The sequence below is a fragment of the Streptomyces sp. NPDC046122 genome, from assembly GCF_056429965.1.
Genome location: NZ_JBWKLQ010000015.1, coordinates 73,637 through 87,606, shown reverse-complemented (window position 1 = coordinate 87,606; position 13,970 = coordinate 73,637). Strand labels below are relative to the sequence as shown.

Below are 13,970 nucleotides of genomic sequence, written 5' to 3'. Positions count from 1 at the left end.
CGGCGGAGGGCGGATTCGGGCCGCAGAGGCACAACTGTGGCGCAGCCCACGTTTCTTGAAGGGAACCGCGAACGCCTGATAGCGGTTGTCCCATGTCCCTCACCGCTCACATACCCAGCCACCGGAAACCCCGTCGTAGCGCCTCCAAGGTCGCACTGCGTGCCGGAGTTGCCGGTGGCGTCCTCAGCACCCTCGGTGTGGCCGGTGCTGCCGGGCCGGCGCATGCCGAGCCGGTGACCGCCACCATCGAAATGCCCACCATCACCGCGGACCTGGCGAACACCGTCGCGGTCTCCGCCGAGACCACCCAGCAGGTCGCGCACGCCTACGACCTCCAGGCCCAGCAGGACGCCGCCGCCGCCAAGGCCGCGAAGACCGCCAAGAAGGAAAAGGCGGAAGCGGAGCGCAAGGCCGAGGCCGAGCGCAAGGCCGAAGAGGCCGCCAAGAAGAAGGCCGCTGAGGAAGCGGCCGAGAAGGCCGCCGCCGAAGAGCGCGCCTCCCGTTCCACGGAGCGCACGACGCTCAGCGCGTCCGCCTCCACCAACACCTCCGCCTCCACCGGTTCCTCGGTCTCCACCGGCACGGGCAACGCCGCGACCGTCGTCGCCTTCCTCAAGGCGCAGCTCGGCGACGCGTACGTCATGGGCGCCTCCGGCCCCAACGCCTGGGACTGCTCCAGCCTCGTCCAGGCCGCGTACCGGACGGTGGGCGTCGACCTGCCGCGCGTCTCGCAGGACCAGTCGGTGGCCGGAACCCAGGTCGGCACGTCCAACCTCCAGGTCGGCGACATCCTTTACTGGGGCAGCGCCGGATCGGCGTACCACGTGGGCGTCTACATCGGCGACGGCCAGTACCTCGACGCCGCCAACCCGAGCAAGGGCGTCGTCATCCAGGACCTTTCGGGCTACCCCGCGACCGGTGCGGTCCGGGTGCTCTGAGACTTCTTTCCGTACGACGGAGGGCCGTCGTTCCCACGCCCGGGAACGACGGCCCTCCGTCGTGCGTTCGTCCGGCGACCGCCGGCATTCACCCCTTGCGGAACAGCTCGACCAGGCGCGCGCAGCTGTCGCCGCCGTGGCCCCCGCCGACCGCCCGCTCGATCAGTGCCTGCGACAGTTCGGGCAGCGTCCCGTCGACGCCCCGGTCCCTCCCCGCGTGGACGAGGTGCGCGACGGCCGCGCGGTGCACGTCGAGCGTGGCGTCGTCGCCCGGATAGTGGCCGGCGTCCACCTGCCCGGCGTACGTCTCCGTGAAGCCGGTCACCGCGCCGCTCAGCCAGCGGACCGCGACCGGGGTGAAGGCGGTCGCTGCCACGCCGTCGGCTCCCGTCAGGGCCTGGCGTGCAGCCAGCCGCTCAGCGTGGCCCACATGATGTCGAGCAGTGCCACGTCGTAGAGCGAGGCGACTCCGGCGTCCTCGCCGAGGTCGACCGGGTCGCCCAGGGCGGCCAGCGTCTCCCGGTGGGCGGCGGAGGCGGCCGGTGAGCCGCTGAAGAGGAACATGCTCTCCGGGCTCCCCACGCCCGGCGGCGTCGACATGACCGCGCCACTTCGGGGTCTCCCCCCAGCGACTACCGGCGCGCCTTCGCCGCCGGACCGGTCGCGGGCTCCCGCGCGCCGTCCAGTACAGTCCTGGCCTCCCGCGCGCCGTCCACCCCGGTCCCGGGCGTCGCCCACGCCTGACAAATGTCATGGGTTCCTGTGCACGGGATCGTCCTCGGGGCTGAGGGAACAACGCGGCCGGGTGCCGAGGATGGTGACACCGCGTGCGTCCGGTGCGCGAGTCGACCCACGGGAGTGACCATGAGCCCGGCCCGACCCAACGCCCGTCGACCGGAGCGCCGGAGAGCCCGTCTGGCCGCCGCGGCCTCGGCAGCCGTACTGTCGCTCGCGGCCGGCGTCCTACCGGCACAGGCGGCCGCCGTACCCGTGGCCGCCGGCCCCGTGGCCGCCGTGCCCGGCCGGTCGTCCGCCGGGCCCCCGGGCGCGGCCGGCCATCGCCTCGACCGGGCGGCCCTCCGCGACTCCCTCGCGGCGATCCACCGGGCCGGTATGTACGGGGCGTTCTCGTCGGTCCGTGACGGTTCCGAGCAGTGGAACGGCGCGACGGGACTTGCCGACGTGGACACCGGGCGCCGGATGCGGCCCGGCTTCGAGCACCGGATCGGCAGCATCACCAAGACCTTCACCGCCGTGGCCGTCCTCCAGCAGGTCCAGAAGGGACGCCTCGGTCTGGACGCGCCGATCGGGCGCTACCTGCCCGAGCTGGTGCCGGGCGAACGCGGTCGCCAGGTGACCGTGCGCATGCTGCTCAACCACACCAGCGGAATAGCCGACTACATGCTCCCGGCCTTCCCCGGCGTCGTGGAGGACCCCGGCGAGGTCCTGGAGGCCAACCGCTTCCGCCGCCTGGACCCCGAGCACCTCGCCCGCCTCGGGCTCGCCGCGCCGCCGGTCGCCGAGCGCGGGAAGCACGCGTACGCCAACACCAACTACGTCCTCGCCGGGCTGCTGCTGGAGAAGGTCACGGGCCAGGACGCGGAAACGTACATCACCCGCAACGTCATCCGTAAGGCCGGGCTGCGGCACACGTACTTCCCCGCGTCGCCCCGCCTGTCCGGGCCGCACGCCAAGATGTACGAGTCGATGTTCGGCCTCATAGAGCCCGCCCGCGACTTCAGCGTCTACGACATGTCCTGGGCCGGTACGGCGGGAGCGATGGTGTCGACGACGCGGGACCTCAACGACTTCTACCGCCGGCTCCTCGGCGGCAAGCTCCTCGGCCCCGCCGGACTGCGCGCCATGAAGACCACCGTCCCCGCCTACGACGCGGAGCCGGGCGAGGAGGCCGCGATGCGCTACGGCCTGGGCATCTACACCCTGCGCATGCCCGACGGCCGCTGGTACTGGGGCCACGACGGCGGCGTCTTCGGCGCCGGGACCTGGGCGCTGTCCACCGAGGACGGCCGCAGGCAGGTCGCCGTCGGCTACAACCTGATGAAGTACCAGCGGTACGAGGACGACGGCCGGCCGAAGCCGGATCCGATAGGCGACGCGCTGTTCCAGTACGTCGGCGGAGCACTCGGCGGCGTCCCGGCCGCACCCTCGGCCGCCCTGCGCCGGGCCGCGCCCGGTCCGCTGTCCCCGCTCAGCTCCCCGGCCCCCCACGGGCTGCCGCGCTGAGCGTCAGCGCCCCGGCCTGAGCTTGTGCGTACGGACGGTGGCCCGCAGGCGGGCCGCCCTGCCGCGCACGAGGTCGGCCGGCAGGCGGCCGTCGTCCGGGTGCTCGTACGGCTCGCAGCGGCAGACGCGGCACAGGCCGCCCGGCAGCGCGTCCGGCGTACCGGGGACGTGGCAGTCGGTGCACTCCATGACGGACCCGTCCCGGCCGGGGGCCGGGAGCGCGGGCGGCATACGGCTGATCAGCCGGTTCTGTACGAAACCGAACGGGTGGCGGACGGGGTCCGGCAGCATCGTCGCGACGGCCGTCATGAGCTGCCCCTCGGTCGCCCCGCGCCGGAACCAGTCCCCCGCCAGCCCGGCCAGCGTCTCGCACTCCAGCGCGGACAGGGCGAGCCGGGGGTGCTGGTGCACCAGCCGGGCGAGCGCGTCGTAACCGCGCGCCTCCGGCTCCTGTCCGGACGCGGGGGCGGCCGTCCCCGACTGCGGGACGTCGCCCCCGAGGAAGGCGGCCCACCAGGCGTCGGGGCGGGCGGTACGCGTGAAGAAGGTCCGGTACACCCACCGCGCCCCCTCGGCGTCCTGCACGTCCCGGCGCACCCGCCGCAGGTGCCCGGCCTCGGAGAGCCGCCGCAGAACCGTGCCGACGGCGCACTGGCCGTAGCCCTCCAGCTCCCTGGCCAGCGCCTTGATGGAGATGTCCGCGCCTTCGGGCAGCCGGTCGATGTAACCGGCGATCGCGGCTTCCCTCTTGGGCAGATGTGCGAAATCCCCGGCGCGGCGCGGCTCCTGGTCGGGCGCGGACCGCTTTCCGAACCCGGGCTTGGCCATCGGGTGGGCGGGCGCGTGCAGGGCGGGGCTAAGCTGCTGAACAGCCATGAGATCGGCTCCACGATCTTGTTGGTCAGACCCCTGTGCGGTGTTCCACCACCGCATGGGGGTCGTTTCGTCGTGCCGCACGCTACACCGTCGGGGCTCTGCGTGGCGACCTGATCACAAAACGTCATCACCGCTGCTGCGGGCGCGAGTTGGCGCACCGGAAGCGGGGTGGGTGGGAAGGATCCCCACCCCCCATTCCTAGCAAAAGCGTCTCGAACCTCGGCCCCCGAAGCTCAAGCGCCGCTCACCCGCCCTGTCACGTTCCGTGTCCGCTCGTCGCGCTCCGCACATACGATGGGCGGGGGGGACAGCGGGCATCAACGGTGTGGCGACGCAGGGGAGTTCCATGGTGAACAAGCCCAACAAGAGTCTGAGTTTCGCGCAGGGCAAGGTCGGATGGCCGTTCTTCGGCTCCGAGCTCAGGCGGCGGCGGGAAGCGGTTTCGCTCACCCAGCAGCAGCTCGGGGACCGGGTGTACGTCTCGGGGGCGTACATCGGCCTGATCGAGGCGGCGGTCCGCAAACCCCAGCTCGACCTCGCCCGGCGCATCGACAGCGAGCTGGGAACGGACGGGCTCCTGGCCCGCATGTGCAAGGAGCTGATCGACAGCAGTCCGCACCCGGCCTACTTCGCCGATGCCGCCACGTTGGAAGCGGACGCCATCACGATCAGCGAGTACGCACCGACGCTTGTCCCGGGGCTGCTTCAGACGGAGGAGTACGTACGCGCGCTCATGGCTCCCACTGCGCCACTGGTCCTCGACCACGACATGGACACGTGGGCACGAGCGCGGGCGGCGCGGGCCGCCCTGCTGGACGGCCCCACAAGGCCCGTGCTGTGGGTCGTGCTCCACGAAACCGTGCTCCGCATCCCGGTGGGGGGCCCGGAGGTCATGGCCCGCGAGCTCTCACACATCGCCGCACTGGTCCGGCGCGGACGCATCCTGGTTCAGGTGCTGCCCTTCTCCGCCGGGGCGCACGCGGCGAGCAGCGGCATGTTCGCGGTCATGACGTTCGACGACGCACCACCCGTCGCCTACTCGGAGGGGCAGCACTCCGGTCAACTGGTCGACATGCCGCCGCTGGTCGCCAAGTACCAGCGGTCATACGATCTGATCCGGGCCGCCGCGCTGTCACCCGAGGCGTCCCTGGCCCTGATCGAATCGGCGGCGGAGGACTTCGCACCATGAGCAACGCGCATGACCTGAGCACGGCGACGTGGCGCACGTCTTCCCACAGCAACGCCGAGGGCGGGAGCTGCGTCGAAGTGGCCGACAACCTGCCCGGTGTCATGCCGGTGCGGGACAGCAAGATCCCCGGCGGTCCCGCGCTCACCTTCGGCGCGAACGCGTGGTCGTCCTTCGTCACCGCCGTGAAGGACGACCGGCTGCCCCGCGGCTGAACGCACACTGCCGGGTCAGGAGTTCGGGGCGACCTTCGCCAGGCCGTTGATGATGCGGTCCATCGCGTCGCCGCCGGTCGGGTCGGTCAGGTTGGCCAGCATCTTCAGCGTGAACTTCATCAGCACCGGGTGCGTCAGGCCGCGCTGGGTGGCGAGCTTCATGACCTTCGGGTTGCCGATGAGCTTCACGAAGGCGCGGCCCATCGTGTAGTAGCCGCCGTACGTCTCCTTGAGGACCTTCGGGTACGACTGCAGCGCCAGCTCGCGCTGGGCGGGGGTCGCGCGGGCGTGGGCCTGGACGATGACGTCGGCGGCGATCTGGCCCGACTCCATGGCGTACGCGATGCCCTCGCCGTTGAACGGGTTGACCATGCCGCCCGCGTCGCCGACCAGCAGCAGGCCCTTGGTGTAGTGCGGCTGGCGGTTGAAGGCCATCGGGAGCGCCGCGCCGCGGATCGGCATCGTCATGTTCTCCGGGGTGTAGCCCCAGTCCTCCGGCATGGACGCGCACCACGCCTTCAGCACCTCGCGCCAGTCCAGCTCCTTGAACGCCTTGGAGGAGTTCAGGATGCCGAGGCCGACGTTCGACGTGCCGTCGCCCATGCCGAAGATCCAGCCGTAGCCGGGGAGGAGGCGGTCCTGCGGACCGCGGCGGTCCCACAGCTCCAGCCAGGACTCCAGGTAGTCGTCGTCGTGGCGCGGGGAGGTGAAGTACGTGCGTACGGCCACGCCCATCGGGCGGTCCTCGCGGCGGTGCAGGCCCATGGCCAGCGACAGGCGGGTGGAGTTGCCGTCGGCCGCGACGACCAGCGGGGCGTGGAAGGTGACCGGGGTCTTCTCCTCGCCGAGCTTCGCGTTGACGCCGGTGATCCGGCCCGTACGCGGGTCGACGACCGGCTCGCCCACGTTGCAGCGCTCGTACAGGCGGGCGCCGGCCTTCTGGGCCTGGCGGGCGAGCTGCTCGTCGAAGTCGTCGCGCTTGCGGACGAGGCCGTAGTCGGGGAACGAGGCCAGCTCCGGCCAGTCGAGCTGGAGGCGGACGCCGCCGCCGATGATGCGCAGGCCCTTGTTGCGCAGCCAGCCCGCCTCTTCGGAGATGTCGATGCCCATGGAGACGAGCTGCTTGGTGGCGCGGGGCGTCAGGCCGTCGCCGCAGACCTTCTCGCGCGGGAACGCGGTCTTCTCCAACAGCAGGACGTCGAGCCCGGCCTTGGCCAGGTAGTAGGCGGTGGTGGAGCCGGCGGGTCCGGCCCCGACGACGATCACATCTGCGGTGTGCTCGGAGAGGGGCTCGGTCACGGCGGGATCTCCCGTAAGACTCGGCGTCGCGTGCCGTGGGGGCACAGGTCAGGGGCAGTCTATTGCCGGACGCCGCGCGGCCTGAGGAAGGGTGCGCGCGGAGTCCGCGCGCGGGCGCGCCGCCGGGGCCGCGCGCCGCCGGTGCGGCCGGGGTCAGCCGAGCGTCCAGCCGGCCAGCGCGGCGTCGAAGATCTCCCGGGAGTGCTCCCAGTCCCGGTCCCTGCCCTTGGTGTAGATCGAGTAGTCGGTGCCGTTCGACGCGATGTAGCCCTGGTCGATGGCGTGCAGGGTCTCGCCCGTCTGCTTGTCCGTGAACGTGTACTCCCAGATCGCGCCCGGCCGGCCCTGGAAGGTGTTCCGTTCGAGACGCAGGCGGCGGAAGTCCTTCTGGTTGGCCCTGGCCTTCTTCTCGATGGTGAGGAAGTTGTCGTACGAGGAGGCGTACGGGGGGTTGTGGACGACGCCGACGAGGAGGTGCTCCATGCCGGTCGAGCCGGCGTACGTGATCTGGCCGGAGTCGGCGCTCGTACGGGACCAGACCTCGGGCACGGCGAGGGAGAAGCCGGCGGGGTCGGTCACCGTGCGGTAGCCCTCGGGGGCGTCGGGCGGCTGCGGGATTTCGCGGCTGCGCGGGCTCTGCGGGCCGTCGGGGGTCTGCGACCGCTCCTGGTCCGGCGCCGCGGAGTCCGTCGCCGGTCCGGCCCCGGGCGAGGACGTGGGGCCGGGCGCCGTCGGGGCGGGCGACGCCGATCCGGCCGGGCTCGTGACCACGAACGGCTTGTCGTCCCGCGCCTGGGTCCCGCCTCCGCCTTCGCCCCCGTCTCCGAGCAGCACCACCCCGGCGGTCGCGCCGCCGCCGATGACGAAGGCGGCGGCGAGCGTCACCGTCCAGACGAAGGCGGGGCTGCGGCGTGGCCGGGTGGCGGGCGGCGCGGGCAGGGGCACGGGCGGGGGCGTGTGGTGCGGCGGGGGCGGGCCGGCGGGCGAGGCCGTCGCCGTCTCCATGGCCTCCAGGGGCACAGGTGGGGCGTACTGCGGCTGCGGTCGTTCGCGGCCGCACCTCATGCAGTAGCGGGCGTCGTCAAAGACCTCGGACCCGCAGTGCGGGCAGTGCAGCGGCATGGGCCTATCTTGCCCGGCCAGCGAGGCGCGTCAACCGGCTTCCGGCAAGCGGGGGTTGCGGGAGGCGGACGGCCGGACGCCCCGCCTAGAAGACCGACAGGCCCGTCAGCGTGGTGAAGCGGTCCAGGGCCGTGACGCCCGCCACCGAGTTGCCGCGCTCGTCGAGGCCGGGGCTCCACACGCACAGCGTGCACCGCCCCGGCACCACCGCGACGATTCCGCCGCCCACGCCGCTCTTGCCGGGAAGTCCCACCCGGTGGGCGAACTCACCGGCCGCGTCGTACGTCCCGCAGGTCAGCATCACCGCGTTGACCTGCTTCGCCTCGCTGCGCGTCAGCAGCCGTGAGCCGTCCGCGCGCAGCCCGTGGCGGGCCAGGAAGCGGGCCGCGAGGGCGAGGTCCGCGCAGCTCATCTCGATCGCGCACTGCCAGAAATAGTGGTCGAGGAGGGTGGGCACGGGGTTGGTGATGTTGCCGTACGACGCCATGAAGTGCGCCAGGGCCGCGTTGCGGTCGCCGTGGGCGGACTCCGACTCCGCCACCTCCGGGTCGAAGGCCAGGCCGGGGTTGCCGGACTCCTGACGGAGGAATTCCAGCAGTTCGGAACTGGCGTCGCCCGTCAGGGTCTGGAGGCGGTCCGTCACGACGAGCGCGCCGGCGTTGATGAAGGGATTGCGCGGGATGCCGTTCTCGTACTCCAGCTGCACGAGGGAGTTGAAGGGGTTGCCCGACGGCTCGCGGCCCACGTGCCCCCACAGGTCGTCGCCGCCCGCGGCCAGGACCAGGGCCAGCGTGAAGACCTTGGTGATCGACTGGGTGGAGAAGGGGCGCTGCCAGTCCCCGACTCCGTACACCTTGCCGTCGACGTCGGCGAGGGCCATGCCGAACCGGCGCGGGTCGACGGAGGCGAGCGCCGGGATGTACTCGGCGGGCCTGCCGCTGCCGACCAGCGGCTCCACGTCCCGCGCGATCCGCTCCAGGACCGACTGGTAGTCCACGGGGGCTTCTACTGCGGCTTGGTGCCGCGGTGCAGCGCGACGACGCCGCCCGTCAGGTTGCGCCAGGCGACCTTCGACCAGCCCGCCTTCTGCAGCCGCGAGGCGAGCGCCGCCTGGTCGGGCCACTCGCGGATGGACTCGGCGAGGTAGACGTACGCCTCCGGGTTCGACGACACGGCCGTCGCCACCGGCGGCAGCGCGCGCATCAGGTACTCCATGTAGAGGGTGCGGAAGGGCGTCCACGTCGGGTGTGAGAACTCGCAGATGACCACGCGTCCGCCGGGCCGGGTCACCCGGTACAGCTCGCGCAGCGCGGCGTCGGTGTCCTGGATGTTGCGCAGGCCGAAGGAGATGGTGACGGCGTCGAAGGTGTCGTCCTTGAACGGCAGTTTCGTCCCGTCGCCCGCGGTGAAGGGCATCCACGGGTGACGCCGCTTGCCGACCCGCAGCATGCCGATCGAGAAGTCGCAGGGCACGACGTACGCACCGGCCTCCGCGAAGGGCTGCGAGGAGGTGGCGGTGCCGGCGGCCAGGTCGAGGATCTTCTGCGCCGGGCGCGCGCCCACCGCCCTGGCGACCTCCCTGCGCCAGATCCGGTCCTGTCCGAGGGAGAGCACGTCGTTGGTGAGGTCGTAGCGTTCCGCCACTTCGTCGAACATCGAGGCGACTTCGGCGGGCTTCTTGTTCAGGGATGCGCGGGTCACGCCGCCCATTGTGCCGGGCCCGCCCACCGACGTCGGAGCGGGCCCGCCCACCGTGTCCGCGGCGGGCCCGCGGCCGGCGGCGCGCCGCCCCGGCGCGGTCACCGGCGGGGCGGCCGTGCGATCAGCGGCGCAGCGCCTCGGCCGGCTGGATGCGTGAGGCCCTCCACGCGGGGTACAGCCCCGCCACTACGCCGGTGACCAGGCCGATCACGGGCGCCGCCGCCACCGCGGCGGGGTGCACCACGGGGGTCCACTCGCGGGCCAGGGCCACGCCGACGACCGTGAGCACACCCAGTGAGGTGCCGATCAGGCCGCCCAGCGCTCCCAGGGTTCCGGACTCCGCGAGGAACTGCGCGGTGATGTGCCTGCCCCGTGCACCGAGCGCACGGCGCAGGCCGATCTCACCGGTGCGTTCCAGGACCGCGACCAGGGTGGTGTTGGCGATGCCCACCGCGCCGATGACCAGGCAGATCGCCGCGAGGAGCAGGAACAGCTGACCGAGGTCGCCGCTCACGCCCGAGCGCAGCGTCTTGGGGTCCGGCGGCGGTACGGCCTTGAGGTACTCGGGATGGTCGGGCCGCAGGGCCGTCGGGGCCAGCTCGGCGATCTGCCGGGCGGCGCCCAGTTCGGTCGAGATCAGCATCATCGCGCCACTGCCCTCGGGCGGGCCCCACACCTTCTCGGCCGTCGTGCGCGGGACGACCACCGAGAGGAGGAGGTCGGCCTTGCGTTCGGTGTCCTCGATGATGCCGGTGACCGTGAAGGGCTGATCGCCGACGAAGACCGCGGGCCTCGTCTCCAGTGTGGTGATGCCGAGCCGGGAGGCGACGCCGGAGCCGATGACGGCGACGTACTCGCCCTTCTCGGACATGCGGTCGTCGTAGAGCTTCCCCTGGGCGAGGGTGGGTTCGGCCGCTTCGAGTACGCCGGGGGAAGCGGCCACCACCTCGGCCCGCCCGCCCCCGCCCGCGCCGCCCACCGGGGCCGAGCGCACGGTGGTGGCGGCGTCCAGCCGCACCGGCCAGTACACCCCGGCGCTGCGGACCCCGTTCAGCTTCTCCACCCGGGCGTCGGCGTCCGGGGGAAAGGCGAGACCGGCGTACTCGCTCTGTTCGGAGGCCACGTCCTCGACGGACACCTCGGTGGCCGTGAGGGAGTTGAAGCGGGCGTCGATCTGCGAGGAGGCCGTCGCGGTCAGCCCCAGGATGGCCACGAACGTCCCCACGCCCAGGACCGTGCCCAGCGCGGTCAGGGCGGACCGGGCGGGGCGTTGCAGCATTCCGGCGAGCGCTTCGGCCAGCAGATCACGTGCGGGGAAGACCGAGGGCTCCACCGGCCGGGTACGCCGCCGGAGCGTCGGGCGGCGGATCATGCCGCCGCCCCGTCCCGCTCGCGCAGCACACCGTCCCGGATGGCGACCGTACGCGCGCCGCGCTCCGCCACCTCCGGGTCATGAGTGATCACCAGCACGGTCATCCCGTCGGCGTGCAGCCGCGCCAGCAGTTCGAGCACCGACTGCGCGTTGGCCGTGTCGAGATTGCCGGTCGGCTCGTCGCACAACAGCAGCGAGGGCCTGGCCACCAGCGCCCGCGCGATCGCCACGCGCTGGCGCTCACCGCCGGAGAGCCGGGTGGGCAGCGTCTGGACGCGATGGCCGAGTCCGACCCGGTCCAGCGCTTCCCTCGCCCGCAGGCGCCGCTCCTTGCGGGGGACACCGTTGTAGACCATGGCCAGAGTGACGTTCTCCAGCGCACTGCGGTGCGGCAGCAGGTGGAAGGACTGGAAGACGAAGCCGATGCGGCGCCCGCGCAGCGCGGTGCGGTCGGTGTCCCTCATCGCGCCGGTGTCCAGACCGTCGAGGAGGTACGTCCCCGAGGTGGGTGCGTCGAGCAGACCGGCGATGTTCAGGAACGTCGACTTGCCCGATCCGGACGGACCGACCACGGTGACGAACTCGCCCCGTTCGATGGTCAGGTCGCAGGGCCGGAAGGCGGCGACCGGCGGCGGCCCGGGATACGTCAGGGCCACCTGCCTGAACTCGATGACGGGCGGCGTCACTTCCGCACCCCCGTGACCACCGTGTCGCCGGCCGCCAGCGCACCCTCGCGCGCCGGCACGACCGCCACGAAACCGTCTCCGCTCGTCCCCGGCCGCACCGTGACGCGCTCCTGGCGGCCGGAGCCGCTGACCACGGTCACCACCGTCCTGCCGTCGGCGCCGGACGTGATCGCGGTGACCGGGACGACGAGGGCCTTGCCGCCGGTGGAGGCGGCCTCGATGGTCAACCGGACGTCCTCGCCGGTCAGTTGTGTGTCGAGCGCCTTGTCCGGGGTGATCCGCACCAGATAGCCGGACTCGCCGGCGGCCGCGCCGCCGCCGCTGTCACCGCTGGTCCGGCCACCGGAGTCGCCCGTGCCGCCGCCGCTCTGTCCCGGCACCGTCTGCGTCTCGGCGACCGAGGCGACCCTGGCGCCGGCCGAGACGCCGCTGAGCTCCGAGTAGAGGGTCACCTTCTGGCCGGCGCGCAGCAGCCCCTTCTGGTACTCGGGAACGTACGCCTGCACGGCCAGCCGGCCCGCCGACACGGTCATGACGGTCCCCGTCACCTTGCTGCCCACAGTCCCCTGCACCGCGTTCACCCGGGCCGGGAAGCTCTCCAGGAAGACCGCCTCACCGGCCGGGAGCATCGCGCCCGACGCGGCGCGCGCCTCGGCGTACGCGGACCTGGCCTCTCTCAGGTCCTCCCTCGCGCGGTCCACGGACTTCTGCGACTCCGCGACACCCGCGTCCGCGCCGGCGCCGCCCGCGGGCCGGCCCTGCGCGTCGCCGGCCGTGTCACCGGCCGCGTCGTTCTCCGCAGCGCCCTGGTCGTCGCCTTCCGTACCGCCTCGGGCGTCGCCTTCCGTACCGCTTCGCGCCGCGTCGCGTGCGTCCTCGGCGTCCTCCAGGGCGCGTTCGGCGGACTTCACCGTGTCGGCGGCGGCCTTCAGCGCCTCGCCGTCGTCGTCCTGGGCGGGCACGGGGTCGTAACCGGCCGAGGCGTAGAAGGCGCTCAGCGCCGACTTGGTTCCCGCGCCGAAGACGCCGCCGGGGTCCGAGCCGGTCCCGTGCCCGAGGCCGCGCAGGGCGCTCTGCAGCTGCCTGACGTCGTCGCCCGTGGTGCCGGGGCGCAGGTCCCGGTAGACGGGGAGCTTGCCCTTCAGTACGAACACGGGGCGGCCCGAGACCTCCATCAGCACCTGGCCGTTCTCGAGAACGTCCTGGGCCTTGACGGCCACTTTCGTGATCACCGCTCCGGCCGCGCCCTCGCCGCCGCCGGACACCTGCGGGGCGATGTTCACCGACTGCCGCGCCTTGACCTCACCGCGAGTGATCACCGAGGAGACCAGCACCCGGTGCTCCACGGTCGCCGTGAGCACGTCCTCCCGGGGCGCCTCGGCCTCCGCCGCCGCCTGCGCCGGCGACTTGATCACCATGGAGGCCCCAACGCCGGCGGTGGCGAGCACCGCCGCGCCCACGGCGACGGCGACCACCCAGCGACGCCGCCTGCGCAGCCCGCCGTCCCGGTCGTCCGTGTTCGTCCCGCTGTTCCCGCTCATCGCAAGCCTTCCCGCACCCGGCCGCGTCAGCCGCCGACGACGGTGTCGTCCGTGCCGCCCGCCGAGTCGGGCTCGCACTCCCGCTCGGCCTTCGGAAAGGCGGGGTCGGCCTTGAGCGACGCGGCCAGCTCGGCGCCGAGCCGGACGTTGCCGTTCGCGTCGGGGTCCGGGTAGTCCTCGAAGCCCTTCTCCCTGATGCACGCGCTCAGAGCGCGGGCCTTCGCCAGCTGCCCCTTCGGCACGGCGGCGGCGTCCGGCGCCGGTCGGAGGCCCACGCACTTCTTCTCCGCCGCCACCGTGTCCCCGTCGCCGACGACGCCCTTCGCCACACGCGGCTCTCCCGCGTCGGTCGTCTCCAGGGTCAGACCGTTGTCCTCCAGGCAGTCGAAGTACGCCCGTGTCTCGTCGCTCACCACGGCCCGCGACGCGCCGCCCGCCGGGGAATCGGCCTTCGGTCCCGCAGAGTCGGAGGCCCTGTCCCCTGCGCCGTCCGAGCAGCCGACGGCGGTCAGGGACAACAGCAGCAGCGCCGCGGCGGTTCGGGTGACGGCAGGGACACAGCGCATACGGGACTCCCGGTGGAGGGGCAGTGGCAGGGGGAGGCGGCGGGCGTCCCCGGCATCGGCGGAGCGGCCGACCAGGCGGCCAACGAACGTGTGGGCGCGGTCTTCTGACGGCGCGCAAGCACGACTCAGGCCGCCGACGCTACCCAGCGTGCGGGCCCCGAACAACTGTCTCCGGGGACAGTAGACACCCCTGCGCACGCCTCATTGAATTGCCAAGGCTCATG

Annotated in this window: 13 protein-coding genes and 1 pseudogene; 4 read left to right on the top strand and 10 right to left on the bottom strand. The window is 72.7% G+C overall.

Translation table 11 applies throughout. The features are described 5' to 3' along the window. The first annotated feature begins 92 nt into the window (after positions 1-92). The gene (locus tag AC07FK_RS28890; protein ID WP_479107900.1) at positions 93-938 is read left to right on the top strand and encodes a C40 family peptidase; all 846 of its coding nucleotides are present in this window, start codon (positions 93-95) and stop codon (positions 936-938) included. 88 nt (positions 939-1,026) lie between these two features. On the opposite strand, the pseudogene AC07FK_RS28885 reads toward AC07FK_RS28890, so the two are convergent. Next, positions 1,027-1,370: pseudogene (locus tag AC07FK_RS28885) on the bottom strand (imine reductase family protein). A 432-nt stretch (positions 1,371-1,802) separates the two neighbouring features. Here AC07FK_RS28885 and AC07FK_RS28880 point away from each other — a divergent pair. Further along, positions 1,803-3,182, top strand: a complete 1,380-nt coding sequence (locus AC07FK_RS28880; RefSeq protein WP_479107899.1) for a serine hydrolase domain-containing protein — start codon at positions 1,803-1,805, stop codon at positions 3,180-3,182. 3 nt (positions 3,183-3,185) lie between these two features. On the opposite strand, the gene AC07FK_RS28875 is transcribed toward AC07FK_RS28880, so the two are convergent. Continuing rightward, the gene (locus AC07FK_RS28875; protein WP_479107898.1) at positions 3,186-4,058 is read right to left on the bottom strand and encodes a hypothetical protein; all 873 of its coding nucleotides are present in this window, start codon (positions 4,056-4,058) and stop codon (positions 3,186-3,188) included. Between the two features lie 346 nt (positions 4,059-4,404). Between AC07FK_RS28875 and AC07FK_RS28870 the strand changes: the two genes are divergently transcribed. Both AC07FK_RS28870 and AC07FK_RS28865 read left to right on the top strand, forming a co-directional pair. Next, on the top strand, positions 4,405-5,247 hold the full coding sequence (locus AC07FK_RS28870; protein WP_479107897.1) for a helix-turn-helix domain-containing protein: 843 nt from the start codon (positions 4,405-4,407) through the stop codon (positions 5,245-5,247). After that, entirely contained in the window at positions 5,244-5,459 is a 216-nt protein-coding gene (locus AC07FK_RS28865) for a DUF397 domain-containing protein (protein ID WP_479107896.1), read from the top strand. The genes AC07FK_RS28870 and AC07FK_RS28865 overlap by 4 nt, the downstream gene beginning before the upstream one ends. Before the next feature lie 15 nt (positions 5,460-5,474). Here AC07FK_RS28865 and AC07FK_RS28860 read toward each other — a convergent pair whose 3' ends face one another. From AC07FK_RS28860 to AC07FK_RS28825, 8 genes are all read right to left on the bottom strand, one after another. After that, a complete protein-coding gene (locus AC07FK_RS28860) occupies positions 5,475-6,758 on the bottom strand; it encodes a geranylgeranyl reductase family protein (RefSeq protein WP_479107895.1) in 1,284 nt (427 codons plus the stop codon). Between the two features lie 153 nt (positions 6,759-6,911). Continuing rightward, complete coding sequence (locus AC07FK_RS28855) at positions 6,912-7,880, bottom strand: zinc-ribbon domain-containing protein (protein WP_479107894.1); 969 nt, start codon at positions 7,878-7,880, stop codon at positions 6,912-6,914. Positions 7,881-7,965: 85 nt separating this feature from the next. Then, on the bottom strand, positions 7,966-8,877 hold the full coding sequence (locus AC07FK_RS28850) for a glutaminase (RefSeq protein WP_479107893.1): 912 nt from the start codon (positions 8,875-8,877) through the stop codon (positions 7,966-7,968). Positions 8,878-8,885: 8 nt separating this feature from the next. Continuing rightward, positions 8,886-9,581, bottom strand: coding sequence for a demethylmenaquinone methyltransferase (locus tag AC07FK_RS28845; RefSeq protein ID WP_479107892.1), 696 nt, complete (start codon positions 9,579-9,581; stop codon positions 8,886-8,888). 121 nt (positions 9,582-9,702) lie between these two features. Next, the gene (locus tag AC07FK_RS28840) at positions 9,703-10,953 is read right to left on the bottom strand and encodes an ABC transporter permease (RefSeq protein ID WP_479107891.1); all 1,251 of its coding nucleotides are present in this window, start codon (positions 10,951-10,953) and stop codon (positions 9,703-9,705) included. Next, positions 10,950-11,639, bottom strand: coding sequence for an ABC transporter ATP-binding protein (locus tag AC07FK_RS28835; protein WP_479107890.1), 690 nt, complete (start codon positions 11,637-11,639; stop codon positions 10,950-10,952). The genes AC07FK_RS28840 and AC07FK_RS28835 overlap by 4 nt, the downstream gene beginning before the upstream one ends. Next, complete coding sequence (locus AC07FK_RS28830; RefSeq protein WP_479107888.1) at positions 11,636-13,180, bottom strand: peptidoglycan-binding protein; 1,545 nt, start codon at positions 13,178-13,180, stop codon at positions 11,636-11,638. The genes AC07FK_RS28835 and AC07FK_RS28830 overlap by 4 nt, the downstream gene beginning before the upstream one ends. A 26-nt stretch (positions 13,181-13,206) precedes the next feature. Then, positions 13,207-13,746, bottom strand: coding sequence for a hypothetical protein (locus tag AC07FK_RS28825; protein WP_479107887.1), 540 nt, complete (start codon positions 13,744-13,746; stop codon positions 13,207-13,209). Between the last annotated feature and the right edge of the window lie 224 nt (positions 13,747-13,970).